The organism is Bacillus sp. FSL L8-0099, from assembly GCF_038006385.1.
Lineage (GTDB): Bacteria > Bacillota > Bacilli > Bacillales > Bacillaceae_G > Bacillus_A > Bacillus_A toyonensis.
This window is the reverse complement of the sequence record NZ_JBBOVC010000001.1, coordinates 4845358-4871883: the sequence shown is the minus strand read 5'-3', so window position 1 is coordinate 4871883 and position 26526 is coordinate 4845358. Positions and strand designations below refer to the sequence as shown.

28 protein-coding genes are annotated in these 26526 nt (G+C 37.1%); 15 read left to right on the top strand and 13 right to left on the bottom strand.

Annotation, left to right across the window (positions count from 1 at the left end; all coding sequences use genetic code 11):
* Positions 1-12 precede the first annotated feature (12 nt).
* The 3 genes from MHH42_RS24940 to MHH42_RS24930 form a co-directional block, all read right to left on the bottom strand.
* The gene (locus MHH42_RS24940) at positions 13-1260 is read right to left on the bottom strand and encodes an MFS transporter (protein ID WP_000391933.1); all 1248 of its coding nucleotides are present in this window, start codon (positions 1258-1260) and stop codon (positions 13-15) included.
* Positions 1261-1579: 319 nt separating this feature from the next.
* Entirely contained in the window at positions 1580-2059 is a 480-nt protein-coding gene (locus MHH42_RS24935) for a GyrI-like domain-containing protein (protein WP_098637298.1), read from the bottom strand.
* A gap of 150 nt (positions 2060-2209) precedes the next feature.
* Positions 2210-3199: an NAD(P)/FAD-dependent oxidoreductase gene (locus MHH42_RS24930; RefSeq protein ID WP_000829781.1), complete on the bottom strand. Its 990-nt coding sequence runs from the start codon at positions 3197-3199 to the stop codon at positions 2210-2212.
* 462 nt (positions 3200-3661) lie between these two features.
* Between MHH42_RS24930 and MHH42_RS24925 the strand changes: the two genes are divergently transcribed.
* The 5 genes from MHH42_RS24925 to pepA all read left to right on the top strand — a co-directional run bounded on the left by MHH42_RS24925 (position 3662) and on the right by pepA (position 8259).
* Positions 3662-4870 (top strand): NAD(P)/FAD-dependent oxidoreductase, encoded by a 1209-nt coding sequence (locus tag MHH42_RS24925; RefSeq protein WP_000856621.1) that lies wholly within the window; start codon positions 3662-3664, stop codon positions 4868-4870.
* A gap of 123 nt (positions 4871-4993) precedes the next feature.
* Positions 4994-5500: an NUDIX hydrolase gene (locus MHH42_RS24920; RefSeq protein ID WP_000415303.1), complete on the top strand. Its 507-nt coding sequence runs from the start codon at positions 4994-4996 to the stop codon at positions 5498-5500.
* On the top strand, positions 5497-5814 hold the full coding sequence (locus MHH42_RS24915; protein WP_000027018.1) for a YuiB family protein: 318 nt from the start codon (positions 5497-5499) through the stop codon (positions 5812-5814). Before MHH42_RS24920 ends, MHH42_RS24915 begins: the two co-directional genes overlap by 4 nt.
* A gap of 86 nt (positions 5815-5900) precedes the next feature.
* On the top strand, positions 5901-6527 hold the full coding sequence (locus tag MHH42_RS24910; RefSeq protein ID WP_033663350.1) for a 3D domain-containing protein: 627 nt from the start codon (positions 5901-5903) through the stop codon (positions 6525-6527).
* Between the two features lie 247 nt (positions 6528-6774).
* Positions 6775-8259, top strand: a complete 1485-nt coding sequence (gene pepA, locus MHH42_RS24905) for a cytosol aminopeptidase (RefSeq protein ID WP_000487963.1) — start codon at positions 6775-6777, stop codon at positions 8257-8259.
* A 147-nt stretch (positions 8260-8406) separates the two neighbouring features.
* On the opposite strand, the gene cdaS is transcribed toward pepA, so the two are convergent.
* Positions 8407-9012 carry a sporulation-specific diadenylate cyclase CdaS gene (gene cdaS / locus MHH42_RS24900; RefSeq protein WP_001158745.1) on the bottom strand — a complete coding sequence of 202 codons (606 nt, stop codon included), beginning with the start codon at positions 9010-9012 and terminating at the stop codon, positions 8407-8409.
* Positions 9013-9155: 143 nt separating this feature from the next.
* Between cdaS and MHH42_RS24895 the strand changes: the two genes are divergently transcribed.
* Positions 9156-10880 carry a phospho-sugar mutase gene (locus tag MHH42_RS24895; RefSeq protein WP_001104200.1) on the top strand — a complete coding sequence of 575 codons (1725 nt, stop codon included), beginning with the start codon at positions 9156-9158 and terminating at the stop codon, positions 10878-10880.
* 108 nt (positions 10881-10988) lie between these two features.
* Positions 10989-11876: a UTP--glucose-1-phosphate uridylyltransferase GalU gene (galU, locus tag MHH42_RS24890; RefSeq protein WP_000757818.1), complete on the top strand. Its 888-nt coding sequence runs from the start codon at positions 10989-10991 to the stop codon at positions 11874-11876.
* 45 nt (positions 11877-11921) lie between these two features.
* Here the strand turns inward: galU and MHH42_RS24885 are convergent, their stop codons facing one another.
* Both MHH42_RS24885 and MHH42_RS24880 read right to left on the bottom strand, forming a co-directional pair.
* Positions 11922-12515 (bottom strand): biotin transporter BioY, encoded by a 594-nt coding sequence (locus tag MHH42_RS24885; protein WP_001252145.1) that lies wholly within the window; start codon positions 12513-12515, stop codon positions 11922-11924.
* Positions 12516-12565: 50 nt separating this feature from the next.
* Positions 12566-13309, bottom strand: coding sequence for a DUF3298 and DUF4163 domain-containing protein (locus MHH42_RS24880; RefSeq protein WP_000810657.1), 744 nt, complete (start codon positions 13307-13309; stop codon positions 12566-12568).
* Between the two features lie 93 nt (positions 13310-13402).
* Here MHH42_RS24880 and MHH42_RS24875 point away from each other — a divergent pair, with 93 nt between their 5' ends.
* Positions 13403-13786, top strand: coding sequence for a hotdog fold thioesterase (locus MHH42_RS24875; RefSeq protein WP_001140604.1), 384 nt, complete (start codon positions 13403-13405; stop codon positions 13784-13786).
* A gap of 39 nt (positions 13787-13825) precedes the next feature.
* Here MHH42_RS24875 and MHH42_RS24870 read toward each other — a convergent pair whose 3' ends face one another.
* The gene (locus tag MHH42_RS24870) at positions 13826-15202 is read right to left on the bottom strand and encodes a glycine--tRNA ligase (protein WP_000287143.1); all 1377 of its coding nucleotides are present in this window, start codon (positions 15200-15202) and stop codon (positions 13826-13828) included.
* A 346-nt stretch (positions 15203-15548) separates the two neighbouring features.
* Positions 15549-16262, bottom strand: coding sequence for a DNA alkylation repair protein (locus MHH42_RS24865; protein WP_000553335.1), 714 nt, complete (start codon positions 16260-16262; stop codon positions 15549-15551).
* A gap of 117 nt (positions 16263-16379) precedes the next feature.
* Between MHH42_RS24865 and MHH42_RS24860 the strand changes: the two genes are divergently transcribed.
* Complete coding sequence (locus MHH42_RS24860; protein WP_000390112.1) at positions 16380-16847, top strand: hypothetical protein; 468 nt, start codon at positions 16380-16382, stop codon at positions 16845-16847.
* Between the two features lie 110 nt (positions 16848-16957).
* On the opposite strand, the gene MHH42_RS24855 is transcribed toward MHH42_RS24860, so the two are convergent.
* On the bottom strand, positions 16958-18283 hold the full coding sequence (locus MHH42_RS24855) for an ArsB/NhaD family transporter (RefSeq protein ID WP_000545233.1): 1326 nt from the start codon (positions 18281-18283) through the stop codon (positions 16958-16960).
* Positions 18284-18572: 289 nt separating this feature from the next.
* Here MHH42_RS24855 and kapD point away from each other — a divergent pair, with 289 nt between their 5' ends.
* The gene (gene kapD, locus MHH42_RS24850; RefSeq protein ID WP_000344367.1) at positions 18573-19196 is read left to right on the top strand and encodes a 3'-5' exonuclease KapD; all 624 of its coding nucleotides are present in this window, start codon (positions 18573-18575) and stop codon (positions 19194-19196) included.
* A 41-nt stretch (positions 19197-19237) separates the two neighbouring features.
* Here the strand turns inward: kapD and MHH42_RS24845 are convergent, their stop codons facing one another.
* Entirely contained in the window at positions 19238-19621 is a 384-nt protein-coding gene (locus tag MHH42_RS24845; RefSeq protein WP_001209336.1) for a kinase-associated lipoprotein B, read from the bottom strand.
* Between the two features lie 165 nt (positions 19622-19786).
* Between MHH42_RS24845 and MHH42_RS24840 the strand changes: the two genes are divergently transcribed.
* Positions 19787-19963 (top strand): hypothetical protein, encoded by a 177-nt coding sequence (locus MHH42_RS24840; RefSeq protein WP_000982764.1) that lies wholly within the window; start codon positions 19787-19789, stop codon positions 19961-19963.
* Between the two features lie 68 nt (positions 19964-20031).
* The gene (gene sodC / locus MHH42_RS24835; protein ID WP_097872981.1) at positions 20032-20571 is read left to right on the top strand and encodes a superoxide dismutase [Cu-Zn]; all 540 of its coding nucleotides are present in this window, start codon (positions 20032-20034) and stop codon (positions 20569-20571) included.
* A 219-nt stretch (positions 20572-20790) separates the two neighbouring features.
* Here the strand turns inward: sodC and MHH42_RS24830 are convergent, their stop codons facing one another.
* On the bottom strand, positions 20791-21942 hold the full coding sequence (locus MHH42_RS24830) for a MalY/PatB family protein (protein WP_097872982.1): 1152 nt from the start codon (positions 21940-21942) through the stop codon (positions 20791-20793).
* Positions 21943-22059: 117 nt separating this feature from the next.
* Here MHH42_RS24830 and MHH42_RS24825 point away from each other — a divergent pair, with 117 nt between their 5' ends.
* Complete coding sequence (locus MHH42_RS24825) at positions 22060-22311, top strand: YugE family protein (RefSeq protein WP_000537646.1); 252 nt, start codon at positions 22060-22062, stop codon at positions 22309-22311.
* A 181-nt stretch (positions 22312-22492) separates the two neighbouring features.
* Here MHH42_RS24825 and MHH42_RS24820 read toward each other — a convergent pair whose 3' ends face one another.
* Positions 22493-23332 (bottom strand): alpha/beta fold hydrolase, encoded by an 840-nt coding sequence (locus tag MHH42_RS24820; protein WP_001015213.1) that lies wholly within the window; start codon positions 23330-23332, stop codon positions 22493-22495.
* Positions 23333-23441: 109 nt separating this feature from the next.
* Complete coding sequence (locus tag MHH42_RS24815; protein WP_141489332.1) at positions 23442-24422, bottom strand: 2-hydroxyacid dehydrogenase; 981 nt, start codon at positions 24420-24422, stop codon at positions 23442-23444.
* Between the two features lie 243 nt (positions 24423-24665).
* Between MHH42_RS24815 and MHH42_RS24810 the strand changes: the two genes are divergently transcribed.
* A complete protein-coding gene (locus tag MHH42_RS24810) occupies positions 24666-25163 on the top strand; it encodes an Lrp/AsnC family transcriptional regulator (RefSeq protein WP_000255691.1) in 498 nt (165 codons plus the stop codon).
* Complete coding sequence (locus tag MHH42_RS24805) at positions 25160-26350, top strand: aminotransferase (RefSeq protein ID WP_016107192.1); 1191 nt, start codon at positions 25160-25162, stop codon at positions 26348-26350. Before MHH42_RS24810 ends, MHH42_RS24805 begins: the two co-directional genes overlap by 4 nt.
* The last annotated feature ends 176 nt before the right edge of the window (positions 26351-26526 follow it).

Sequence of the window (26526 nt, the reverse complement as noted above, 5' to 3'; positions counted from 1 at the left end):
GACTCTTGCTTGTTAATCGAATTTCCTTACAACTGGAACACGAATCGCTACAAATAGTACGAAGACGATAACGGCGATTGCACCGCTTTTCATAACGGTTACGATTGGAATTCCTATTGCAAGTGCAATGGATGTGAATGCATAAGAGAGCGGGATAAAGCCCATTGATGATAGCATAAGTAAACTCATTACACGCCCCATCATCTCTTCTTTTACAGTTGCTTGAATCATTGCCATAAGTGGAACGATCGCCATTGCGATTGTAATACCGTAAAACATGCCAGCTAATAATGCCTGCCAAAGTACCGTACTAAAGTTAATGGATAAGAAGAATATACCAGACAGTAGCATCATGATAATGCAAAATAGGCCGCGTCTACGATTAATATTCTTTAAACCGACAATGACAGCGCCTATCGCCATTCCACCACCAACAGCAGCTTCTAAGTAACTGAACTGAAGTGAATCACCGTGCAGGACATTTTTAACGAAGAGCGGGAAACCGACTTGCATCGGACCGATTAAAAATAAGTTTAGAAAGGCGCTACAAATAAGGAAAGTTGAAAGGAATGGCGATTCCTTTACATATAAGATTCCTTCTTTAATAGAAGTAAACATGCCTTTGTCGGTATCTTTTTGCTCTGACATCGTAAATTGTATTTTTTGAACGAGTATGGCCGCAACGATCAGTAGTAAAATCGTAATCGAAAAGATTGTTTCATAGTTCGTAAATTTGATGAGAATTCCACCAAGTACAGGGCCCAAGATGACCGACGCTTGATTCGTCATTTGTGTAAGTGAATTTGCCTGCGTTAAGCGGCTTTTTTCTACAAGTTCTGGCAGAATAGATCCATCTGCGGACCAGAAAAAAGCATCAGCAAGTCCAAAGAATAAAGCGAATAAGGCAAATGTATATAGTGTTACATCACCGACGATGAACCATGTGAGAATGGTTGCGACAAGAATCGCTCGAATAATATTGGAGTAAAACATAATATTTTTTTTCGGGAATTTATCAGCTACAGCGCCGCCGATAATCATAAAAATAAGCCTTGGAACACTAAGAGCTACGAAAACAACACCGAGTGAAGCCTCAAGGTTTAATGTTTTTGCTATGTACCACGTTTGTGAAAAAGTAAAAAAGGCTAAAGCAAAGCTTGAAAAAAGAGTAGCTGCCCAAAGAAAAAGGAAATTCGTATTTTTTAATAACGGTTTTCCGCTTCCTTCTAAAGCAGTTTTATTTTGTTGTAGTTCCTCCATATTGCTTCCTTTCTATGTGACAAATTTAAACTAAAAAACCTATTAACAATCGTTTTATCCTGCGTTAACGGGCAGTAAAAATCCCACCTCAAAATTCGGTTCGAGCAAAGAAGTTAGGTGGGAGACCAACTGCCCGTAAACGTCCGATTGGTGAAGGCTAATACTCAGTGGGGGATGAACAAAACCCCCACTGAGTATAGTTTCACTTTATACAGTTTCTAATATTTCTATACTGCACTTTCTCATTGTAGACAATAATAATGAATTTGCCCAGTAGCTATTTAACGACAAAAAAAGAAGATACCAAAGAGTATCTTCTTTAAGCTAATGCGATATAAATATCTACTTGCACATTATTTGGGTCTACCGCTTTTTCATCATACAGTTCGAAATCTGTTGTAAAAGCACGTTTGTTTTCTTTCGACCATTGCCAAATGTATTCCCAAGCTTCGCACACGACTTCAGAAACTGGGCCTTTTCTCGATGTAAATACCGCATATGTAGCGGCAGGTATTGTTAAAGTTGTCATATTTTCAGGAACGTCTTTTAATGAAGAAACGGGCATACCGATTGTAAATTTATATGTACCAGTTTCATCTGATTCGTAGTTTGAATAGAAAGCGAACGTTTCCTTTGTTTGTTGATCTGGGATGTGATGCATCATTTGTTCTTGGAAGTATTTGTTCCAAAGCCCTGGGATTTTTCCTTCAGTAGACGCCTCTTTTTCATTTGTCGTTGTAAGAGAAACACCGATTGCTTGGAAAGCTTCTTTTTTTACGATAATAGGTTCGTTAATCATGAAAATTCCTCCTTTTAAATAAGAACATTTGTTCTGTTTTAGTGTAACATGTTTTTGGGGAAAAGTAGAGCTTTTTAGAAAGTGTTAATTTTTTGAGGAGATATAAAAGAAACCCTTTCATATGTGAAAAGGGTTCTTCGTAGTTCTATATTAAAACATACTGGAGCTATGCATTGGTTGAAGTTTTGCGTTTGGATCGAAGTAAGCTTTTGCATTGTTTACTGCTGTCGGTGCTTCACCAAATCCACAAGCGATAAGTTTTACTTTTCCTTCATATGTACAAATGTCACCAGCAGCGTAAATGCCAGGAATATTTGTTTCCATTTTTGAATTCACAAGAATGCTATTTTTTTGTATATCTAAGCCCCAGTTTTTAATTGGGCCAAGAGAAGAAACGAAGCCGTAGTTTACAATTACATCATCAACATCGATGATAAGTTTTTCTTCTGTTTTTACGTGTTGAAGAACGACTTGTTCAATTTTGTCATCACCAATGAGTTCAACTGGAACGTACGGTGTGCTTACTTCTGCACGAGAATTCATTAAGCTTTCGACGCTATGCTCATGTGCACGGAATTTATCACGGCGATGAACGATTGTAACTTTGTCAGCAATCGGTTCTAACATCATCGTCCAGTCTACGGCTGAGTCGCCGCCGCCAAATACAACAACACGCTTGCCAGCAAATTTATTCATATCATCAACGAAATAATGTAAGTTTTTCTTTTCGTATTTTGCGGTCCCCTCTAATTCTAAGCGGCGTGGCTGGAAAGCACCATTACCAGCAGTAATAATGACTGATTTAGAATAGTGAGTTTGTTTATTCGTAACAAGTTTAAATATACCGTCAGCTTGTTTCTCAAGCGTATCAACAGCTTCTTCTAAGCAAACTGTTGGATCAAATTTCTTCATTTGCTCTTTTAAGTTATCAACTAACTCTTGTGCACGCACTTTTGGGAATCCAGCTACATCATAAATGTATTTTTCAGGGTAGAGTGCGGATAATTGTCCTCCAAGTTGAGGTAAGCTTTCAATGATTTTTACACTTGCTTGTCTCATACCGCCATAAAATGCTGTGAAAAGTCCAGTTGGACCACCACCAATAATTGTTATGTCGTAAACTTTTTGATTTTCTGCCACTTTCATTCCCCCTATAGATGGAATTTTGATATTGATTTCATATATTGTTCATATGTACATGAAAATCCTGCAAATGATGATACTTTCAAATAAATGATAGCATATTTCAGTTCATAATACTTCTGAAAACGACTGAATTATAAGTAAGTTTCCGCATAGATGTTTTTTACATTGTATAAAATATACAGAAAGGAAAATACATGAAAAAAAGGCTGAAAAACCCTTGTAAACGCTATGTTATTTTAAAATATTGATAATTCGCTAGGTGCTTGAATTATGGAATAAAACCGACTAATATAGGGAAGTATTATGTTAAATTTCTATGACAAAATTCGTACGATTTTTTGACTGCGTTTTGTTACGATATAGAATGTGATAAATTCCACATTCTTGACAAATAGAGTTTTTAGTACTTGGTATTATTTTTCATTACTATTATATAAAGAAAAGGGTTGTGATTTGGTGAAGACTCCAAAAATCGTAGTTTTAGGTGCAGGTTATGGCGGGATGATTACGACTGTTCGTCTGCAAAAAGCATTATCTGTAAATGAAGCTGAAATTACGCTAGTAAACAACAACAGCTATCACTACCAAGCGACTTGGTTACACGAGAGCGCAGCTGGTACATTACAAGATGAAAAAATCTGTCTAGATATTCAAGACGTTATTGATACAAATAAAGTGAACTTTGTACAAGATACAGTAGTAGAAATTAAAGCTGCTGAAAAACGCATTATCTTAAAAGACAGCGAGTTAGAGTATGACTACTTAGTAATTGGTCTTGGTTTCGAATCAGAAACATTCGGAATTACAGGATTAAAAGAGCATGCATTCTCAATCGCTAACATTAATGCAACTCGTGAAATTCGTGAGCATATGGAAGCTAGTTTCGCTAAATATGCAACTGAACAACGCGATGAGTTAGTAACAATCGTTGTTGGTGGTGCTGGATTTACTGGTATCGAGTACGTAGGTGAGCTTGCAAACCGTGTTCCTGAACTTTGCAAAGAGTACAATGTACCACGTGAAAAAGCACGTATCATCTGTGTAGAAGCTGCTCCAACAGCACTTCCAGGTTTCGATCCAGCGTTAGTAGAATACGCTGTAAAACAACTTGAGAAAAAAGGTGTAGAATTCCGCATCGGTACAGCAATTAAAGAAGCAACTGAAGAAGGTATTATCGTTGCGAATGGCGATGACACTGAATTAATTAAGTCTGAAACAGTAGTTTGGGCTGCAGGTGTTCGTGGTAACGGTATTGTGGAAGAGTCTGGCTTTGAAGCAATGCGCGGACGTGTAAAAGTCGATGAGTACATGCACGCTCCAGGATACGAAGATGTATTCATGGTTGGTGATGCAGCGTTAATCATTAACGAAGAAATTAACCGTCCATATCCACCAACAGCACAAATTGCAATACAACAAGGTTACAACATTGCACATAACTTAACTGTGTTAGTTCGTGGTAAGGGCGAAATGAAAAAATTCGCATTCGACAATAAAGGATCTGTATGTTCTTTAGGTCATGACGATGCAATGGGCGTTGTTATGGGTAAAAAGTTAACAGGTTGGAAAGCTTCCTTCATGAAGAAAGTAATTGATAACCGTTACCTATTCTTATTAGGTGGACCTTTATTAGTTCTTAAAAAAGGTAAATTAAAGTTCTTTTAATATATAATAGAAAAAGCAGAAACGGCTAAGAGCTGTTTCTGCTTTTTTCATATTAAAAATATAGTATAATATATAAAAAAGAAAGAATATTCTGTCCGTTCCGGTGGAGGAGGTTATTACATCATGGAGAAACGAGGGAAAGTTTGGTTAGCTGTTAGTGGTTTAGTAGCTACAAAAGATGGCAGGTGGCTATTTGTTAAGAAAAAATACAGTGGATTAAAGGGGAAATGGTCTTTGCCAGCTGGTTTTGTAAATGAAGGTGAGACGGTTGATGAAGCTGTGAAACGTGAAGTATTAGAAGAGACTGGTATTGTCGCTCATGTGAAGGGGATTATAGGTATTCGGTCGGGCGTTATTCGTAATGAAATTAGTGATAATATGATTATTTTCCTTTTGGAGCCTGAAGGGGAAAATATTATTGTACAGGAGAAGGAATTGTCTGAAGTAGCATTTTTACATCCAGAGACGATTGCTGACGATCCCAATACGTCTATACTTATTAAATATTTGCTAGAAAGAAGATCAGAACTACATCTTGAAATGGACAAAACATTAAATCCAGGAGAGCAATTTGGTTATACAGCGTATCACGTATTTACGGCGCATGCGAAGGAGAGGGAGAAAGAGTGAGTATACCGGTACTACTTATTTCAATGATGTTATTCTTTATTTTGTTTTTTGGAATTGGATTTTTACTCAACATGATTTTGCGAGCTACATGGGTAATGGTTATTGTGTATCCGATTGTTTGTATGCTTATTATTAATAAAGCGAGTGTGTGGGATTATTTTTCAAAGCCGAAAGAAACATTTTCTTCATTTGGGACAAGTGTATCGCATTTAGGACAAGCCGATATGTTTATTTTATCTACTGGATTAGTAGGTGCTGCTTTGGCAGGAATCGTAATTAAGAAACTTCGAAAGAGTGGATATCAAATGTTTTAATCTCCAATCAATTTGGAGATTATTTTTTTGCATATTCCTTCATCGTATAGGGAATGATTAACGATGAAGGAGTGTGGAATATAAAAATGTTAAAACGATATTGTATTCGCATTATGATGACTTGTTTACTTGTATCCGCATTATGCGTAACATGGAATGCTTTCACAGGAGTTTCTTTATTAGAGATTGTAAAGAAGTATGAGGGAACGAGTGCAAAAGAAGTACATGCAGCAGAAGTTAAGAGAAATGTTGCTCCGAGTAAAGAAGTGATAAATGCTTTAGAGCAGGCAAACGACTGGTCTAAATATCGTTCAATTGAAATGACGGCAACAGGTTATACGTCGGGAATTGAGTCAACTGGTAAGAGGCCGGGACATCCGGAGTATGGTATTACATATTCAGGTGTTAAGGCGAAAAGGGATTTATATTCCACAATCGCAGCGGATTTACGTGTATTCCCGATTGGAACGATTTTATTCGTGCCAGATTACGGATATGGGGTTGTCGCTGATAAGGGCGGTGCTATAAAAGGAAATCGTCTTGATTTATATTATGATACGGTGAAAGATGTTTATAGCCAATGGGGTAAGAAAAAAGTAAAGGTATATGTAGTTAAGGTAGGAAATGGTAAGTTTACAGAAGAAGAGTTAACGATGTTAAATGAAGACGAAACGATGCAAGTGTTTCGTGGCCAATATTTAAAACAAAGATAGTCTAGTGGTAATTACGCTAGACTTTTTTATTTGATCATAGAAGAAATGGAAGAAAGATGGATCACCCCGCTATTTGTGGCCCGTAAAAGCCCGATTGGTGAAGGCTAATGATCAGTGGGGGATGAAGAAAAACACCACTGATTAAAGGTTCACTTTATATAGGATGTAACAGAAGTTAGAATTGTCGCATTTTATCGAAAATAAAGTTATAATAAAGGCAGAGTAGAGAAATTTAGGGGGTCTGAACATGTTTCAAGTACAAAAAGAATTAGCAGGTCATGAAGCGGTAATTGTTGCCTTATTTGAAGAAGAGAAAACGAGTAGTTTTGTACAAGAACTGGACAAAGCGTTTGAAGGACAATTACAAGTTTTATTAGAAGAGAAAGAACTTTCTACTAAGAAGAAAGCTATTTCAAAAGTACATAGTTTAGGAAAAACAAATGTAAAACGCTATTACTTCGTCGGTTTAGGAAAGAAAGAATCTTATACGACAGAAACGTTACGTGCGGCTCTTGGTAAGGCGTTTAAAACGTTACAGGCAGCAAAAGTACAAGATGCAGCAATCTTACTTGATTCTTTCGTAACAGAGAAATTAGATGTGATTGATGTAGCTCATATAGCGGCAGAAGTACAAGGTCTTGGTACATATGAATTACAAACGTATAAATCAGATAAAAAGGATCGTGTAGAGTTAGAGAAGTTCACGGCTATTACAGCGGAAGATGCACAGGAAATTGAAGCTGCATTAACAGTTGGCTACGTGCATGGACGCGCAACAAATTCGGCTCGTACACTTGTAAATATGCCGCCAAACGTATTAACAGCGACGAAGCTTGCTGAGTATGCTGTTGAGTTAGCGGAAAAGTATGATATGGATTATAAAGTTCTTGAGAAAGAAGAGATGGAAGATCTTGGTATGGGTGCGTTACTTGCAGTAAACCAAGGTAGTACAGAGCCGCCAAAAATGATTGCTCTTATTTATAAAGGAAAAGAAGAGTGGACAGATGTCATTGGATTTGTTGGAAAAGGAATCACATACGATACAGGTGGTTATTCTTTAAAACCACGTGAAGGCATGGTCGGTATGAAAGGTGATATGGGCGGTGCTGCTGCTGTATTAGGTGCGATGGAAATTATCGGTGAACTTCGCCCAGAGCAAAATGTGATTGCTGTTATTCCATCAACTGATAACGTTGTAAGTGGTACAGCATTTAAGCCAGACGATGTAATTACATCTATGAGCGGAAAAACAATTGAAGTATTAAATACAGATGCAGAAGGTCGCCTTGCGTTAGCGGACGGTATTACGTATGCGAAAAAACTAGGTGCAAACTACCTTATTGATGTTGCGACATTAACAGGCGGTGTAATTGTTGCACTTGGAAATCATACGACAGGCGCAATGACAAACAATGAAGAGTTGTTTGAGCAAGTACTAGAAGCTTCTATGGAAACGGATGAATCAATTTGGCAATTACCGATTTTTGATCGTGATAAAGAACGCGTTCGAAACAGTAAGTTTGCTGATTTAAATAACTCACCAGGCCGTGAAGGGCATGCGGTTATGGCAGGTACATTCCTAGGTGAATTTGCTGAAGATACACCGTGGGTACACTTAGATATCGCTGGAACATCTGAAACATCAGGAGCAAATGATTTAGGGCCGGCCGGGGCAACAGGTGCAATGGTACGTACACTTGCAACACTTGTTGAGCGTTTCGGGGAAGAATAATTTTTGAAGAAAAGACTGTCTCAAACATTTGAGGCAGTCTTTTCTTATTGATATGGTACGAGTGTGATCAGTTTTTGTCGGTAAGTCGATACAACTTCATTTACTATTATGCTGTTTAAAAACGTGTGGCATAGTGAAAGGCTCGTCTTATAAAGAAATCGTATATAACGTCCCGCTTAAAGCAAAGGAAGTACGTCCTGTTTCTTCAGAGACAACTAAAATAAGTGCGTCACTTTTTTCTGATAAGCCAATTGCAGCTCTGTGACGTGTTCCTAGTTCAGGATCAACTTCCGTACTTTTCGTTAACGGAAGAATATTAGCTGCTGAAACAATATGATTATTTTTAACGAGAACGGCTCCGTCATGAAGAGGATTACCTGGATAAAAAATTGATTCGAGTAACGGTGCAGTTAAATGAGCGTTTAATGTTGTGCCAGTTTGAATACAAGATTCAAGCGTCTCGTTTCGTTCCACAACGATAAGAGCACCGTGTTTGCGGGCACTTAAATGTTGGACAGCAGTTGTGATAAAATGTGAGCTTTCTGTATAAGGTGATAAATACGCCTGAATATAGTATGTAGCTGCCAATGTTTGTACATTTGCCAACATATGATGAATCTCTTCCATTTTACATAAAATACATTCATCTTCTTTATCAATTGCTTGCCTCATAATAGATAATTCTTTTTCAGCGCTTTCAATCATTTGCTTTGTTTGTATTTTGAGCTCTTCGGACAAGCCCCATTCTTGCATAATCCTCATTCCCTTTGGTGGAGTATTTAACCATAGTGTATACAAATATTCCTAGTAAAATCCTGCTATATTTTATAAAATATTGAGATACAGGTTGTTTTTTTCATATAATAAAGGTATGACAAGCGGGAGGAGATAGAGATATGAATTGGAAACAAGAATTTAGTCGCTGGCTTTCATATGCAGAATTAGACGTAGAATTAAAAGAACAGCTAGAAAACATGAAGCAAGATGAGAAGAAAATTGAGGATAGCTTTTATAAAAATTTAGAGTTCGGTACAGGTGGTATGCGTGGTGAACTTGGTGCTGGTACGAACCGATTAAATGTATATACAGTTCGTAAAGCGACACAAGGATTAGCGAAATTTATTGAAAAATTAGGTGAAGAAGCAAAGGAACGTGGTGTTGTTGTAGCATATGATTCTCGTCATAAATCACCTGAATTTGCAATGGAAGTAGCTGCAACACTTGGTGCACATGGTATTAAAACATATGTATTTGAAAGCTTACGCCCAACGCCGGTGCTTTCTTTCGCAGTTCGTCATTTACATACAGTAAGTGGAATCGTTCTTACGGCAAGCCATAATCCGCCTGAATATAATGGTTATAAAGTATATGGTGACGATGGTGGACAGTTGCCTCCAAAAGAAGCTGATGAGTTAATTAGTTACGTAAATGCAGTAGAAGATGAATTAACAGTTGAAGTAGCTGATGTAGAGCAATTAAAAGCTGAAGGTTTATTACATATTATTGGACAAGAAGTAGATGATGCATATGCTGCAGAATTGAACGATGTCATTATTAATAAAGAAATGGTACAAAAGGTAGGGAAAGACTTAAAAATCGTCTTTACACCATTACACGGAACATCAAATCTTTCTGTACGCCGTGGTTTAGAGGAAGTTGGATTTACAGATGTAACGGTTGTAAAAGAGCAAGAGTTACCAGATCCAAACTTCTCTACAGTAAAATCACCGAACCCAGAAGAGCATGCAGCGTTTGAATATGCAATTCGTGACGGTGAAAAAATTGGTGCAGATGTGCTAATCGCAACAGACCCTGATGCAGACCGTCTAGGTGTAGCAGTTCGTAATCATGATGGTGAGTTCCAAGTATTAACTGGTAACCAAACAGGTGCATTAATGCTTGATTACTTACTATCTCAAAAGAAAGAAAACGGAACGCTTCCAGAGAACGGTGTTGTATTAAAAACAATCGTAACGTCTGAAATTGGTCGTACAATTGCAAAAGCATACGGTTTAGATACAGTTGATACGTTAACTGGATTTAAATTTATTGGTGAAAAAATTAAACAGTATGAAGAAAGCGGACAATATGAATTCCAATTCGGTTATGAGGAAAGCTATGGTTATTTAATCCGTCCATTCTGCCGTGATAAAGATGCGGTACAGTCTGTTTTATTTGCATGCGAAGTAGCTGCATACTACAAATCACAAGGTAAAACGTTATATGATGGTTTATTAGAAGTATTTGAGAAGTACGGTTTCTTCCGTGAAGATCTTGTGTCATTAACGTTAAAAGGGAAAGATGGAGCGGAACAAATTCAAGAGATGATGGCGACATTCCGTGAAAATCCTCCGAAAGAAGTAGCGGGCTTAACAGTCGTAGCGGTTGAAGACTATAAAGCAAGCATCGTTACATCTTTACAAGATGGACATAAAGAAGAGATTCACTTACCGAAATCAAATGTGTTAAAATATCAATTAGAAGATGGTTCTTGGTTCTGCTTACGTCCATCTGGAACAGAGCCGAAAATCAAGTTTTACTTTGGTGTAAAAGATAATTCTTTACAAAATAGTGAACAAAAGTTACTTACTATTAAAGAAGATATTATGAATCGTTTATAATATAAATTAATTTTAGGTAGTCAGAACAAAAGGGAAGCAAAACTTCCCTTTTGTTCTATGTAAGGAAATAATCGTTATTGATCCTGACAGAAGAGAGGGTATTTTGTTATGAAAAAAGTAAGAAAAGCGATAATCCCAGCAGCTGGATTAGGAACACGTTTTTTACCAGCTACAAAAGCAATGCCAAAAGAAATGTTACCGATAGTAGATAAACCAACTATTCAATATATTGTCGAAGAAGCAATACAATCAGGAATCGAAGATATTATTATCGTTACTGGTAAAACAAAGCGATCTATTGAAGATCATTTTGATAATGCATTTGAATTAGAGCAAAATTTATTAGAAAAGAAAAAGTATGAGTTACTTGAAAAAGTACAGGCTTCTTCAAAAATGGTAGATATTCATTATATCCGTCAAAAAGAACCAAGAGGATTAGGACACGCAGTTTGGTGTGCACGTAAATTCATCGGTGATGAACCATTTGCTGTTTTATTAGGTGATGATATCGTTCAAGCTGAAAAACCATGTTTACGTCAGTTAATGGACGAATATGATAAAACACTTTCTTCTGTTATTGGTGTACAAACGGTTCCAGAAGATGAAACACATCGCTATGGAATTATCGACCCATTAGAGCAGGAAGGACGTCGTTACCAAGTTCGTAATTTCGTTGAGAAACCAGCAGCAGGTACAGCACCATCAAACTTAGCAATTATGGGACGTTACGTCTTAACGCCTGAAATTTTCATGTTCTTAGAACAGCAAAATGTCGGTGCTGGCGGTGAAATTCAGTTAACAGATGCAATTCAAAACTTAAATGAAATTCAACGAGTATTTGCTTACGACTTCGAAGGAAAACGCTACGATGTTGGTGAAAAGTTAGGATTCGTTCAAACGACAATTGAAATGGCCCTGCAACACCCAGAATTACGTGGTGACATGGTTACAATGATGAAGAGAATTTTAGAAGAACAAACGAATCAAGAGTCTTAATATAAAAAAAGAGTTATTTCAGTGTACTGAAATAACTCTTTTTTATTAAGAAATCGTCGAATGAGAACGTTGATAAGCAGAACGGCGTACAGCATAGTATATGCGAGGTGCGATAATAGCACCGATAATTGTAAATGCGATATCTTTTACTGCAAACCACATCATAATCATCCAGGCAGCTTTATAACTCATATTACCGCCCATGAAGAGATTGACCGCCCCGTACATGTAAGTAGTACCGATAATATAAGTTAAAATGATTCCTGTGAAAGAAGCGATAGCAAATGTACTGAATGTTGGTCTTTCTTTTTGTTCTACTATTTTTCCTGATACGTAAGCAACGATAATAAATGCGATAATAAAACCACCAGTAGGATCTAAAAGTGCTCCGAATCCAGCTTTGAAGTTAGCGAAGATTGGTGCGCCGGCTACGCCAACTAGCATATACACAGTCATTGATAATGCACCAAGTCTACTTCCAAGAAGAAGGCCTGCTAAAATTGCGAAAAATGGTTGCATAGATAACGGAACGCCCGCTATTTGCAGGAATGGCGCCCAAGATACAATATTTGCACCAATGGCCATAAGAGCAACAAACATGGCAGCTAATGCTAAATCTAAAACATGAAATCTTCTCATAATGTTAACCTCCTGTTGTTTTTAGGTTAACATTATCGTAGCGAAAATATTTACTTGTTGTCAATCAAATTATTTTGATAAGAAGGCTTCAAATAGTCTCTTAGCAACGTATACGGAATACGAAATTGTGGAATGCCGCTTGAATAAGGAGCGATCTCATATAAAGGGAAATAAATAACGAGATTGTTTGGTTCTAAAAAGAAGTGAAACTTTTTAGCACTCATTACTTTTTCCGTTGCATCAGGAAAATAAATACTTTCATTTTGTTTAATTTGCCTTACAATTTCTGCACGGATTACTTCTTTATATTTATCTTCTTGTTGAAATAAATCGTCTAAGCGTAGTAATTTTTTTTCATTTAAATCAAATGTGTTTGCTTTCCACGTATAAAGGCCGTGTGCCCCGCCCGTATATTGATAGTAATTCACATATAGGCTGAGAAAAGGTGGTTTATTTAAGGAGATTTTATAATCAACATTCGCCACGTATGGATGGAAGGGTGTACTAGACCCTTCTGTTTCTTTATAATATTTTTTTGCTTCTTTTTCTAATTTGTTTTTAAATTTGTCAGTAGATTTTTTGTAATAGAAATTGAGCTTATTTTGAAATTTAGAATCGGAAAAATTGTGAAAAGAAGGCCTACTAATTTGATATTCTATATAAGGTTTCTTACCTTTTTGCGTTATAGTCTGAACATCGATTGTCAGGTTAGATGCTTTGGCTGCCATTGCACAATTTGGTACAATAGTCAGCAAGGAGAACATGAGCAATAGTATACAAAGTTTCTGTTTCATTGTGGTGAAACCTCCTTATATAAGTGTTATAGGTAGTTTGAAAATAAATAGGTAAAATTATACATTTAATTAAAGAGAGAAGGCGAAAACGATATGGCAAAAACTTTAATGGACTCACTTGGAATTGAGTTGTTAGAAATGACAGAAGATAAAGTAGTTGCTACGATGCCTGTTGACGAGCGTACGCATCAGCCGTTTGGATTTTTACATGGTGGTGCTTCTATTGCGTTAGCGGAAACAGTAGCAAGTGTTGGATCATATAATTTAATTGATCAAGAGAAATGTATTTGTTTCGGTCTAGAAATTAATGCAAATCATATTCGCTCAAAGAAAGATGGAATCGTAACAGCAATCGGGACACCGATACATAGAGGACATTCAACGATGGTTTGGGATATTCGTATCATTGATGAAAATGATGATTTAATATGTATTTCAAGATGTACAGTAGCAATTAAAGAAAAACGTGAAAAATAAAAAAGAGGCAGCTCTCATGAGCAGCCTCTTTTTTTATAATTAGAACTGGATTTTCTTTTCTAAGAAACCTTTTAGTTCGCTAATTGGCATACGAACTTGTTCCATTGTGTCACGGTCACGTACTGTAACAGCTTTGTCTTCAACAGAGTCGAAGTCGTATGTGATACAGAATGGTGTACCGATTTCGTCTTGACGACGGTAACGTTTACCGATAGAACCAGTTTCATCAAAGTCTACCATGAAGTCTTTAGCTAGTTCTGCGAATACTTCAGTAGCACCTTCAGATAGCTTTTTAGATAATGGTAAGATTGCTGCTTTGTATGGTGCTAAAGCAGGGTGGAAACGAAGAACTGTACGAGAATCGTTTTCTAATTGCTCTTCTTCATATGCATCACATAAGAACGCTAATGTTACACGGTCTGCGCCTAAAGATGGCTCGATGCAGTATGGTACGTAACGCTCGTTCGTTTGTGGATCGATATAGTTAAAGTCTTCGTTAGAGTGTTCCATGTGACGTTTTAAATCGAAGTCTGTACGAGATGCAACGCCCCATAGTTCGCCCCAACCGAATGGGAATTTGAATTCAATGTCAGTTGTTGCGTTACTGTAGTGAGATAGCTCTTCCTCACCGTGGTCACGAAGACGCATGCTCTCTTCATGCATACCAAGTGAAAGTAACCAGTTTTTACAAGTTTCACGCCAGAATGCGAACCACTCTAAATCTTCACCAGGCTTACAGAAGAATTCAAGTTCCATTTGTTCGAATTCACGTGTACGGAATGTGAAGTTACCAGGCGTGATTTCGTTACGGAAACTCTTACCAATTTGGCCAATACCAAATGGAAGTTTTTTACGCATAGAGCGTTGTACGTTTTTGAAGTTTACGAAAATACCTTGTGCTGTTTCAGGACGAAGGAAGATTTCGTTTGTGCTAGACTCTGTAACACCTTGGAATGTTTTGAACATTAAGTTGAACTGACGAATTTCAGTGAACTCTTCACTACCACAATCAGGACATTTTACTTCATGTTCTTTCATTAAGTCAGCCATTTGGTCGAAAGTAAGACCGTCAACAACCATTTCAATGCCTTTTGCATCTAATGCATCTTCAATTAATTTGTCAGCACGGTGACGCGCTTTACATTTTTTACAGTCGATCATTGGATCGTTGAAGTTACCAACGTGACCAGAAGCGATCCAAGTTTTTGGGTTCATTAAAATAGCTGCATCTAAACCAACGTTGTGTGGAGATTCTTGAATGAATTTTTTCCACCAAGCTTTTTTAACGTTATTTTTTAATTCGATTCCAAGTGGACCGTAATCCCAAGTGTTTGCAAGACCACCGTAAATTTCAGAACCAGGGAAAACAAAACCGCGATGTTTCGCTAAGTTTACAACTTGTTCCATTGAATACATAATAAAATCCTCCTTTTGAAAGTTAACGTATTGGCGATGACGTGCTCTGGTACTTGTGAAATGCGCAGTATATGCTTTGAAAAACATAAAAAAACGCTCATCCCAAGGCATATTTGCCTAGGGACGAGCGTTTGCCCGCGGTTCCACCCTAGTTGATACACAAAATGTGCATCCACTTTATCATGTAATGCTCGAGACTGCCGTTTCCTTGCGTCTTCAGGCTTTCACTATCCCTGAATCGCTTTTTGTGCAAGTACTTATAAGTCCGTCATCGCTACTTATATTAATAATAATGAACATATTCTAACATGTTCTTTTTTAAATCTCAATAGAGGAACGCGTCTATCTATGATAGAGTCTCGCCTATTTTTTCGTTATTTATTCCGTAATTTTGTTTAATATGCTTAATTGCTTCACGTTTACTGAGCGGGGCAAGCTCGTTATTTTGCACGTATTCCCAAACGATATCAGGCTTTGTTTTTGCATACTCGCGAAGAACCCAGCCGATCGCTTTTTGAATGAAAAATTCTTTTGAAGAATGTAGTTGTCCAATAATCCAGAAAAGAAGTTCTTCATCCATCTTTTGTTTATATTTTAGTTGGAATAAAATAGCGGCACGTTGTAACCATATGTTATCTGATGCAATCCATTTTGGAATATATGCAGAAATTAATTCGGGATGTTGTAAAAAGATAGTACCTAAAAATGTAGGGACGATGCTATCAACAGAATCCCACCAAGATTTCGTAACAATAAGTTCTTCTAAAAATGGGATATGAGTTTCGTTTATATGCTTTTTATATTTTTGCATAATATCAAGTGCGGCAGCTTGATATTCACGTTCTGGTAAGTTCCAAAGTTCACGTACGATAATTTGGAAGTCTTTTTTATCTGGGAGAGTATGTATTTGAATGACGTCTTTTAATAATTGGCGTCTTTCCGGTGTTTGAATACCTAGAAATGGGAAGTGATTTTTCATATAACGAGCCATTGGTTCTGCTTTTTCAGGATTTTGATGAGCTGTAAAATGCTCTTGTAATGCTTGTACAAATGGATGCATAAGTGTTTCTCCTCTCTTATTACCTTTCTTCTCTCATTATACAAAGAGTTTGGTTAAATTTTAAAACATAACTTGCAATGTAATGAAATATGTTGAAAAGAGAGGGGAGAGGATAAGATGGAAGATCAGAGCGTACTAGCAGGTTTCTTTGCTCTTAGTTTTGCGTTTATTCTTGTTATAATAATTTGGGCAATTATTTCGTATTTGTTAACGGCTTTTGCACTTTATACGATGGCAAAAAATGATGGTGCAACTGATGGGGTTCTTGCGTTTATTCCATTTTTGAATAGTAAGACGTGGGGTGACTTGGCGAAGGATAAATTACCAGATTTCTTGAAAGAAGAGGCAGGGTGGAAAGTATTCGGTATATATGTCGCATGTTTCATCTTTAACTTCGTACCAATTATAAGTTTACTAGCAACAGCCGTATCGATTGTGCTGTCCATTTATCTCATCTACGCTATTTTAGACAGATACGGAACGAACTCTATACTATTTACGATTATTCATGTAATCACATTTTCGGTTTTCTTGCCGATTCATTTATTCATTATCCGAAATGAGCCGGTAAGATATAACGAGTAGATATATGCGGGGAGCTGTTTCGAAGCTATTTTGGAACAGCTCTTTGTTGGTTAATTGATATTTCGTTGACTAAGAAAAAAGGGCTGCCACATAGGACAGCCCTTTTTCTACTACATAAGATAGCGTAAATAAATGTAAATATGAGAAATGATTAATGAAACAATCATAATTGGGAAGCCGACTTTAAGGAATTCCATGTAGCTAAATTTATGTCCTTCACGACTTGCGATTCCGGCTACGATTACGTTAGCAGAAGCCCCGATTAAAGTTCCGTTTCCACCTAGGCAAGCACCTAATGCTAATGCCCACCATAATACGTCGATTTGTGCGTCAGAAGGTGATAAACCTAGCCCAACTGCCATATCGTTAATAAGTGGAATCATTGTTGCAACGAATGGAATGTTATCGATTGTTGCAGAGGCGATACCAGATACCCATAGAATAAGGATAGATGCATGAGAAATATCTCCGCCTGTTATTCCGACTACCTTTTGAGCTAACATTTTGATAAGACCGATATCGATAAGTCCTCCAACGAGTACGAATAGTCCCGCGAAGAAGAAAATCGTCACCCATTCTACGCTTGCGAATACTTCTTCAATTTCATGTTCTTTCACACCGATTAGCATAAGTACAGTAGCACCAGTCAAGGCGATAATAGCTGCATCAACATGGAAAATGGAATGAGTCATGAAACCTACAATTGTAAGTCCAAGTACTGTTAAAGATTTTTTCATTAATACTGGATCTTTAATGTATTGTTTTTCATCTAAGCTCATTAATTTTTTAACTTGTACAGGATCAGCAATTAATTGTTTACGGTACATGAAGTAAAGTATTGTTGCTGTAACTGCAATAATAATAATTACGATTGGTGCTAGATTCAGTAAGAAAGCATTGAAGTCTAGGTGCTTATTTGCAGAACCAATCATAATATTTGGCGGATCACCAATTAATGTTGCTGTTCCCCCAATGTTTGAAAAAATAATTTCAGAAAGTAAATAAGGAACAGGATTTACTTGCAAGATGCGCGTAATAGATAAAGTAACTGGAACAACAAGAAGTACAGTTGTAACGTTATCTAAAAATGCGGAGCCAAGCGCGGTAAGTAGGGAAAGGGAAATTAAAATTTTAATTGGATTTCCTTGTGCCCCTTTTGCTGCTTTAATGGCAACGTATTGGAAAACACCTGATTTACTCGTAATGTTCACCAAAATCATCATACCGATGAGTAGCGTAATCGTTCCCCATTCAATATGTTTCGTAAAGGCGTTATGTAAATCGACGACCCCCACAATTACCATGAGTGCTGCACCAAGAAGTGCGATGACAGCGCGATTAATTTTTTCAGAAATAATAATGGCATATGTAATTAAAAAGACTGCGATAGCAAAATAATACTGCCAGTTAGCGAGTTCTTGCGTTGTTTCGTGCAAAAATCTCATCTCCTTTCATTCATTTTTCTTAGTGTGTCAAATATTAACTAGATGAAACACACATAACGTCATTATAAAGTAGAAAAACTGCGGATGTAAATGAAAGGAGGGATTTTGTCATATTTTCTGCATAGGTCATTTTTTCTCATTTTTAAAAATATTTGTGGGCATTTGACATATATATAAGATACATCCAATCTGAATATTTAAAATGGAATTAGCATTCGAGCTTGTTCGTGTAGGAGTGTCAAATAGAAAGGAATGACAAAGATGATAAGGAAGGGATCGTATGGATGAACAACGATTTTTATTTTTAGATTTTGAGTTTACGATGCCCCAGCATCGAAAGAAACCAAAAGGATTTTTCCCGGAAATTATTGAGGTAGGACTCGTCTCGGTTGTAGGTTGTAAGGTAGAAGATACGTATTCATCACATGTCAGGCCGAAAACATTTCCTTCTTTAACAGATCGATGCAAGAAATTTTTAGGAATTAAACAAGAAATCGTGGATAAAGGAATTTCATTTCCTGAACTCATTGATAAACTTGCAGAATACGAAAAAAGATGTAAACCGACCATTGTAACGTGGGGAAATATGGATATGAAAGTGCTGAAGCATAATTGTGAAATGTCGGGAGTAGCTTTTCCGTTTTTCGGACAGTGTCGTGATTTATCGCTTGAGTATAAGAAGTTTTTTGGAGAAAGAAATCAAACAGGATTATGGAAAGCGATTGAGGCGTATGGAAAAGTAGGAACGGGTAAGCATCATTGTGCGCTAGATGATGCGATGACGACGTACAATATTTTTAAATTAGTAGAAAAAGATAAAGAGTATTTAGTGAAACCAGCACCTCCAACATTAGGGGAACTCGTGGACTTTTCAAAAGTGTTAAAGAAAGTGAGTACACAGTAACGACCAAATTGCACAGTATGTAATTTGGTCGTTTTGTTTTTTTAAAGTTTGTAGTCTTTTTTTAACTGCTCTAATGTTTCTAGACTACGAACCGCAAAAGGTGAATCATCTTCAGAAAATGAATTCATTTGAGTTTCTAATGCTAATTTGAGTGAATCTGTATAATCTAGAATCTCTCCTTCATATTTCTTCACCATTTGTTCTGGAATGTTCGTCTGTTCACGGAAAGCTAAAGCACGTCTTTCATGGAAAAATGGTACGTCAGCTTGTTTTACGTTATGTAAGTCACCTTGCACCGGATGTTTTAAAACAGCTAATACTTTTACGACGTAACTGCCCGGGCGGCTATTTGTAACTTCGCCGATGTATTTTCCCGTTTTATAAATACCAGTAACGATTTCACCAATTTCAAATGTTTCTCTCATATTTTTCACCTCAAGTTTATAGTAAGGAAAGTAGGAGAAGGAGTCAAAGAAATCATTCGCTTTCGGAACGCCCCCTTGAGAATATGAATTGGTTCAACTATAATTTAAAATAATATAACAGAAAATTCTGATGGTTTTTGAATCCTACAATAAGGAGTGTTTCATATGATGCCTTTATATTTTCCGGAAGATAAAACAGAATATATTATTCCAGGGATTGTTTGCGTTCTATTTATCATTGGTGCCGTTGCTACGTGGCGTATGTTCATTCGTGTATCCAAACGAGAAGCAGAGCGATTACAGAAAGTAGAAGAAAAGCTTTTAGCTGAAAAGAAACGGTAATTCATTTTTGTATGTTTCCCTCTATGCTCGGACAATCTAAGGGCAGAATGTATTTTGGAGGGAATAGAATGAAAAAACGGCTTTTTTTCAGTTGTTGTTTATTATTTCTGATGGCAGGTTGTGACCAAGGAAAGCCGAAAGAAATTGAAGTGAAATTACATAATGCTTCAGGAGATGAAGTAGGGACTGCGAAAGTAGTTCAGCAAACAAGTGGAGTGAAAATTACGATTAAAGGGGAAGGTTTCGCGCCTGGTCCGCACGGCATACATGTACATGAAATTGGAGAGTGTAAAGCGCCTCGTTTTGAATCGTCTGGTAATCATTTTAATCCAGATAATAAAAAGCATGGCTTACTCAATCCGAAGGGTGCGGAAAATGGTGATTTACCGAATGTAATTGCAGATGGTTCTGGAAAGATTAAAGCGGATATCGATGCACCGCACATAACGCTTGAAGAAGGGAAAACGACGATTCATAGAAAAGATGGAGCGTCTATTATTATTACTGAAAACCCTGATGATGGCATGACACAACCAACGGGTAAATCTGGTGATCGAATTGCTTGCGGTGTGATTGTAAAAAAAGCGTCGAATATGAAGAAAAAGTAAAAGCTACCGTGGATGGTAGCTTTCTTTGTGAAACGTAATTGGAAATATATCAGCGATTATTGGAATATATTGACCGCAACTCAAAATATATCGGCGATTATTGAAATATTTCGACTGTAACTCAAAATATATCAGCGATTTTTAAAATATATCGATTTACCGACAAAAATTGAGAAAGAAGCCTGCCCCAAATTGATTCGTGGGCAGGCTCCTTTCTTATTATGAAAACGTATGGCGCAGTCTGTTTAAAATTTCTTCTAAAACAGATCGTGGACAGCCAATGTTAATTCGAATATGTTCTTCGCCGCCTAATCCGTACTTTTCACCAGGTTCGACGATAAGTTTTCCTTTTTCCTCAAGTAACGTGGTGCGCTCGTTTTGAGAAAGTTTTAGGTGAGAACAATCAATCCATAATAAAAAGCTACCTTCTGGCTTCGTTACGGAAAGAGTAGGTATGTGATTTTTGATATATTCACAAGCGAATTGAGCGTTATCTTCTATATATAGTCGGATTTCATTTAGCCAATCATTACATTCTGTATAGGCGCTTTGCATCGCGGTATAAGCAAATGTATTTAGCCCATGGAACCCTTGTCTATATTGAATAGACGTAAAGGTATTACGTAGTTTTTCATTTGGAATAATAATGATAGATGCTTGTAATCCAGCTATATTAAATGTTTTACTTGGAGCCATACAAGTAATGGTACGTGCTGCTAATTCTTCAGATAAAGAAGCGAATGGTGTATGAGTACGATCTCCGTAAATAATATCGGCATGAATTTCATCTGAGACAACAATTACATTATATTTTGTACATAACGCTCCGAGCTTCATTAGCTCGTCTTTCGTCCAAACGCGTCCAATAGGATTGTGAGGACTACAAAGAAGCATTAGTTTAATCCCTTGTTGAAATTGTTTTTCTAAATGATCGAAGTCTATCATATATGTGCCATCTTGTTTATATAATGGGCTCACGCATAATTGTCTGTTGTTTGTTGTAACCATTTCGAAAAATGGAGGATAAATAGGTGGTTGTACAAGAACGGATTCGTTTTCCTTTGTGAAAGCTTGTACGCTCGTACTAAGAGCTGGAACGATCCCCGCACTAAATACGATCCATTCTTTTTGAATATCCCAGTCGTACTGTTTTTTTGTCCAGTTACAAATAATGTCTCCAATATGTTCAGGTGGAAGTGTATAGCCAAAAATAGGGTGTTCGATACGTTTTTGTAATGCAGTTTGAATTGGTTTTGGTACTTCAAAATCCATATCGGCAATCCAGGCATGAATGAGTTCTTCGTTTTTATAAGTATCCCATTTTGTACTATGTGTTCCGCGCCGATTTACCGTTTTATGAAATAGCTGCATATGTTTGCCCCTTTCTTCTGTGAAACTGCTAAGTTATGAAAGTTCTCTCTCTTCTTATAGAATAGCTGATGTGATAGGATAAAGAAAAGTATTAAAAAGTGAAAAGGCGGGAAGTAGATGGGTACATATGAAAAGATGATAGAGGTTGTGAAGAATTGGGATCCGTTTCGAATGGGACCGGAGTTTTATGAAACAGAAGCGAGTGATGTAGTGAACGTCGTAACTGTGTTTGACGATTCGAAATATATTGCAAAGAAGATTCAACATATATACTTTATGTCTTTTGAGGAAGTACCTGCGCTTGAAAAATGTGAGAAATTAGCTGAAGAGTTACTTGTATTAAAAGAAGGCGGAAGTTGCTCATTATAGGCTGTCGGAATTTCCGACAGCCTTTTTAATATTATCCCGCTATTTGCCGGGCAGTAAGACCCCCACCTAAAAAGACGGTTGAGGCAAAGAAGTGAGGTGGGAGATCCACTGCTCGTAAAAGCCCAATTGGTGCGGGCTAATAATCAGCGGGGTGAAACATTCCGCTGATTAAAGTTTCACTTTATTGCGCGGAAAAAGCGATAATTTCTTCATAAACATGTTCAGGCTTTTCCTCAGGTAGTAAATGCCCTGTATTTTCGTAAGAGATGAATGTTGAATTCGGTAAATCTTTATGGAGACGGTGTCCTACATGTACAGGGACGACGCGATCTTTTTCACCCCAAATGAGTAGTATAGGCGTTTCGATTTTTTGTAATTCAGTTGAAGATAAGTCACCTTCACGGTCTCGTATCATGCGAGTTAGGGCGGGGAATATACGGTTGTCATAAAAAGGAGCGGAGTAACCTTCCTTCATTTCATCATCAATTAATGAGTGATCATGAACGACATTCATTAAGTTATGAACAATTCCGCGCCGTATAATCCAGTTCTTTACGTATAAATGAAAGAACGGTAAATAAGAAGAATACAGTAAAGGTAAGGTTGCGCGTGCTAAATAGCTAGAGCTACATAGTAAAATCGTCTTTGAGATTAGTTCAGGACGTATCCGGTTTACATAGAGAGAAATTTGCCCGCCCATAGAATGCCCAATTAACACAATATTTGAGAGAGATAAATGTTCTATTAAATCGATAATAATGGTTGCTAAATTGTGATAAGAATACTTAAAGAGATGAGACTTATCACTTTTTCCGAATGGTGGCAAATCAAGAGCCAGTACTGTTCCTGCTTTCGATAGTAAAGGAATGAGACGGCGGTAACTGAATGAGGAAGATAAAAAGCCGTGAACGAGTACGAAAGTAGGACGTTTTGTTTTATTTTTATGTTCATACAATTCGTAATGAATAGTAGTGCCGCGAGTGGAAAAAGTGAAATAAGGACAAGTATATTCATGATTCATTTTTTGTCACTCCATTGATTTTTGTTCATATCATCTCCAAGGTAGAAAAAAATATGTTAACAAAAAAAGGCAAGATGACGATGTCATCTTGCCTTTCGCTTATTCATCATTATCCGCGAACAATATTAGGCGGTGTTTTTCCTTGTAACCCTGCAACTAAATTTTCAGCGGCTGTCATGGCCATTTGCTGCCGAGTTTTTAATGTCGCAGATCCGATGTGTGGTAAAGTCACAACATTTTGTAATGATAAGAGCGGATTATCTTTTTGAATCGGCTCTTGTGTAAAAGTATCAATGCCTGCTGCAAAGATTTTCTTTTCTTTTAATGCATGAATTAATGCTGCTTCATCTACTGTTTTCCCGCGAGATGCATTAATAAAGATTGCTGTTTCTTTCATTAATGAAAATTCCTTTTCTCCGATAAGATGATATGTTTCATCTGTTAAAGGAGTAAGAAGGACGATAAAGTCAGACTGTTTTATTACTGTCTGTAAATCACAATATGTAGCATCAAATTTTTGTTCTGCTTCTTCTTTACGACGACGGTTATAATACAGGACGTTCATATCAAATCCGAATTTCGCTCGCTTTGCAACAGCTTCTCCAATTCGTCCCATTCCGATAATACCGATTGTACTATGGTGCACATCTAGTCCGAAATGTTCTTTTCCGATTTCAGCGTTCCACTCACCATTTTTTACATAGGAATCGAGTTCGCAAACACGACGACCAGCAGATAACATAAGAGCGAAAACGAGGTCAGCTACTGTATCATCCAATACGTATGGTGTATTCGTTCCGATGACATTTCGCTTTTCCATCGCTAGTAAATCAAAATTATCATAGCCAACAGAAATGTTACTCACTACTTTTAATTTCGGTGCTACATTTAACAATTCTTCATTTATGGCAGATCCGAAATTTAATAACCCATCTTTATCTTGTATTTTCTCTAATAGAACATCACGAGGTACTTTCTCATTTTGATTCCATGTTTCATAATCACAGTGTTCTGATAAATAGTTTTCTACAAATGTTGGAACTGGTTCAGCGATATATACTTTTGGTTTCACGGTTCCATCCCCTCTCACTTTTATCCCTTGTTAACGGACAATAAGCCTCCCGCCCCTAAAAATGCCTGAAGCAAAGAAGATAGGGGGAGACTAACTGCCCGTAAAAGCCCGATTGGTGTGGGCTAATAATCAGCGGGATGAACCTTTCCGCTGATTAAAGTTTCACTTTATTTTGACATAATTCTCTAAAAAAATCTTCTTTTCAAACTGGAAAGGGTATTTGTATAATTTAGACAGAAACGAAAAGGAAGGATGATTTATATGGTGACTGAAAAGGAATTAGAATTATTGGCTTGTCTTGAAAAAAGTAGTCGTTTGTCTGTAGATACATTGGCGAAGCTATTAAATATAGAAGTAGAAGAAGTGAAGAAGATGGTTGCGAAATTAGAAAGTGAAAAGATTATTGTGGATTATGTAACACATATTGATTGGACAAAAGTAAAAGAACATACGGGTTTAACAGCGATGATTGATGTGAAAGTTACGCCGAAGCACGGTGTTGGGTTTGATGCAGTTGCAGAACAAATTTATCGCTATTCAGAAGTGAAATCCGTGTATTTAATGTCAGGGACATATGATCTTTCTATTACATTAGAAGGAAAGACGATGGGAGAAGTAGCGATGTTTGTTTCTGAGAAATTAGCAACGATTGAATCTGTCGTTTCTACAACAACTCATTTCATTTTGAAGAAGTATAAACATGAGGGAATTATTTATGAAAAAAACGATGATGATAAGCGAATTGTGGTGACACCATGAAGCAGTTTGAACTGTCTAGAGTAGCAGAATCTTTACAACCGTCTGGTATTCGAAAGTTTTTCGATTTAGCCGCAAGTATGAAAGGTGTTATTTCACTTGGAGTGGGAGAGCCTGACTTTGTTACACCTTGGAATGTAAGGCAAGCATGTATCCGTTCTTTAGAGCAAGGATATACAGCGTATACAGCAAATGCAGGATTATTGGAGCTCCGTCAAGAAATAGCAAAGTATCTAAAAAAACAATTTGCAGTATCTTATGATCCAAACGATGAAATCATTGTTACAGTTGGAGCGAGCCAAGCGTTAGATGTAGCGATGCGTGCCATTATAAATCCTGATGATGAAGTACTCATTATTGAACCGAGCTTCGTTTCTTATGCACCGCTTGTAACATTAGCTGGAGGAGTTCCAGTTCCTATAGCGACTACTTTAGAAAAAGAGTTTAAATTACAACCCGAACAAATTGAAGCAGCTATTACAGCGAAAACAAAGGCAATTTTACTTTGTTCCCCAAATAATCCAACAGGTGCAATGTTAAACAAATCCGAACTAGAAAAGTTAGCAGTAATGGTTGAGAAGTACAATTTAATCGTATTATCTGATGAAATTTATGCAGAGCTTGTATATGACGAAGTGTATACGAGTTTCGCGAGCATTCAAAACATGCGCGAACATACGATTTTAATTTCGGGATTTTCAAAAGGATTTGCGATGACAGGATGGCGTCTCGGTATGATCGCAGCTCCCGTTCAATTTTCAGAGTTGATGCTTAAAATTCATCAATATTCTATGATGTGTGCACCGACGATGTCCCAGTTCGCAGCTCTTGAAGCATTACGCGGAGGGAATGATGAAGTCATTCGAATGAGAGATAGCTATAAGAAACGCCGTAATTTTATGGCGACATCTTTCAATGAGATGGGATTAACGTGTCATGTGCCGGGCGGAGCGTTTTATGTCTTTCCTTCTGTTGCCTCAACTGGACTAACTTCAGTGGAATTTGCAGAACAGTTATTACTAGAAGAAAAAGTGGCTGTTGTACCTGGAAGTGTATTTGGAGAAAGTGGTGAAGGATTTATTCGTTGTTCGTATGCAACATCGCTTGAACAACTTATGGAAGCAATGAAGAGAATGGAACGGTTCGTCGAGAATAAAAAAAGGACAAAACATAATACGTTTTGTCCATAAAAGGGGGGGAATACTAGAAAGCCATGTGTTAGTATTCTATCCCAATATTGGAGAATTATACGTGCTACAGGAAATTTTTTCGTGAATTTTGAATGAGTTCTGTCATAGTGGTATAATTTACTAATATAAGGTATGCGCCTGTTAGGTAGCGATACGTAACAGGCGTACTAATTAAT

Excerpts from the sequence above, each read along its gene's own strand:
- MHH42_RS24865 (WP_000553335.1), bottom strand. The coding sequence starts at position 16,262 with ATGCATCCATTTGTACAAGCATTACAAGAGCATTTTACAGCTCATCAA.
- pepA (WP_000487963.1), top strand. The coding sequence starts at position 6,775 with ATGTTTCAAGTACAAAAAGAATTAGCAGGTCATGAAGCGGTAATTGTT.
- sodC (WP_097872981.1), top strand. The coding sequence starts at position 20,032 with ATGAAAAAACGGCTTTTTTTCAGTTGTTGTTTATTATTTCTGATGGCA.
- MHH42_RS24875 (WP_001140604.1), top strand. The coding sequence starts at position 13,403 with ATGGCAAAAACTTTAATGGACTCACTTGGAATTGAGTTGTTAGAAATG.
- MHH42_RS24860 (WP_000390112.1), top strand. The coding sequence starts at position 16,380 with ATGGAAGATCAGAGCGTACTAGCAGGTTTCTTTGCTCTTAGTTTTGCG.
- MHH42_RS24885 (WP_001252145.1), bottom strand. The coding sequence starts at position 12,515 with ATGAGAAGATTTCATGTTTTAGATTTAGCATTAGCTGCCATGTTTGTT.
- MHH42_RS24810 (WP_000255691.1), top strand. The coding sequence starts at position 24,666 with ATGGTGACTGAAAAGGAATTAGAATTATTGGCTTGTCTTGAAAAAAGT.
- MHH42_RS24935 (WP_098637298.1), bottom strand. The coding sequence starts at position 2,059 with ATGATTAACGAACCTATTATCGTAAAAAAAGAAGCTTTCCAAGCAATC.
- cdaS (WP_001158745.1), bottom strand. The coding sequence starts at position 9,012 with ATGCAAGAATGGGGCTTGTCCGAAGAGCTCAAAATACAAACAAAGCAA.
- MHH42_RS24880 (WP_000810657.1), bottom strand. The coding sequence starts at position 13,309 with ATGAAACAGAAACTTTGTATACTATTGCTCATGTTCTCCTTGCTGACT.
- MHH42_RS24825 (WP_000537646.1), top strand. The coding sequence starts at position 22,060 with ATGGGTACATATGAAAAGATGATAGAGGTTGTGAAGAATTGGGATCCG.
- MHH42_RS24895 (WP_001104200.1), top strand. The coding sequence starts at position 9,156 with ATGAATTGGAAACAAGAATTTAGTCGCTGGCTTTCATATGCAGAATTA.
- MHH42_RS24870 (WP_000287143.1), bottom strand. The coding sequence starts at position 15,202 with ATGTATTCAATGGAACAAGTTGTAAACTTAGCGAAACATCGCGGTTTT.
- MHH42_RS24805 (WP_016107192.1), top strand. The coding sequence starts at position 25,160 with ATGAAGCAGTTTGAACTGTCTAGAGTAGCAGAATCTTTACAACCGTCT.
- MHH42_RS24820 (WP_001015213.1), bottom strand. The coding sequence starts at position 23,332 with ATGAATCATGAATATACTTGTCCTTATTTCACTTTTTCCACTCGCGGC.
- MHH42_RS24830 (WP_097872982.1), bottom strand. The coding sequence starts at position 21,942 with ATGCAGCTATTTCATAAAACGGTAAATCGGCGCGGAACACATAGTACA.
- kapD (WP_000344367.1), top strand. The coding sequence starts at position 18,573 with ATGGATGAACAACGATTTTTATTTTTAGATTTTGAGTTTACGATGCCC.
- MHH42_RS24910 (WP_033663350.1), top strand. The coding sequence starts at position 5,901 with ATGTTAAAACGATATTGTATTCGCATTATGATGACTTGTTTACTTGTA.
- galU (WP_000757818.1), top strand. The coding sequence starts at position 10,989 with ATGAAAAAAGTAAGAAAAGCGATAATCCCAGCAGCTGGATTAGGAACA.
- MHH42_RS24940 (WP_000391933.1), bottom strand. The coding sequence starts at position 1,260 with ATGGAGGAACTACAACAAAATAAAACTGCTTTAGAAGGAAGCGGAAAA.
- MHH42_RS24845 (WP_001209336.1), bottom strand. The coding sequence starts at position 19,621 with ATGAGAGAAACATTTGAAATTGGTGAAATCGTTACTGGTATTTATAAA.
- MHH42_RS24840 (WP_000982764.1), top strand. The coding sequence starts at position 19,787 with ATGATGCCTTTATATTTTCCGGAAGATAAAACAGAATATATTATTCCA.
- MHH42_RS24920 (WP_000415303.1), top strand. The coding sequence starts at position 4,994 with ATGGAGAAACGAGGGAAAGTTTGGTTAGCTGTTAGTGGTTTAGTAGCT.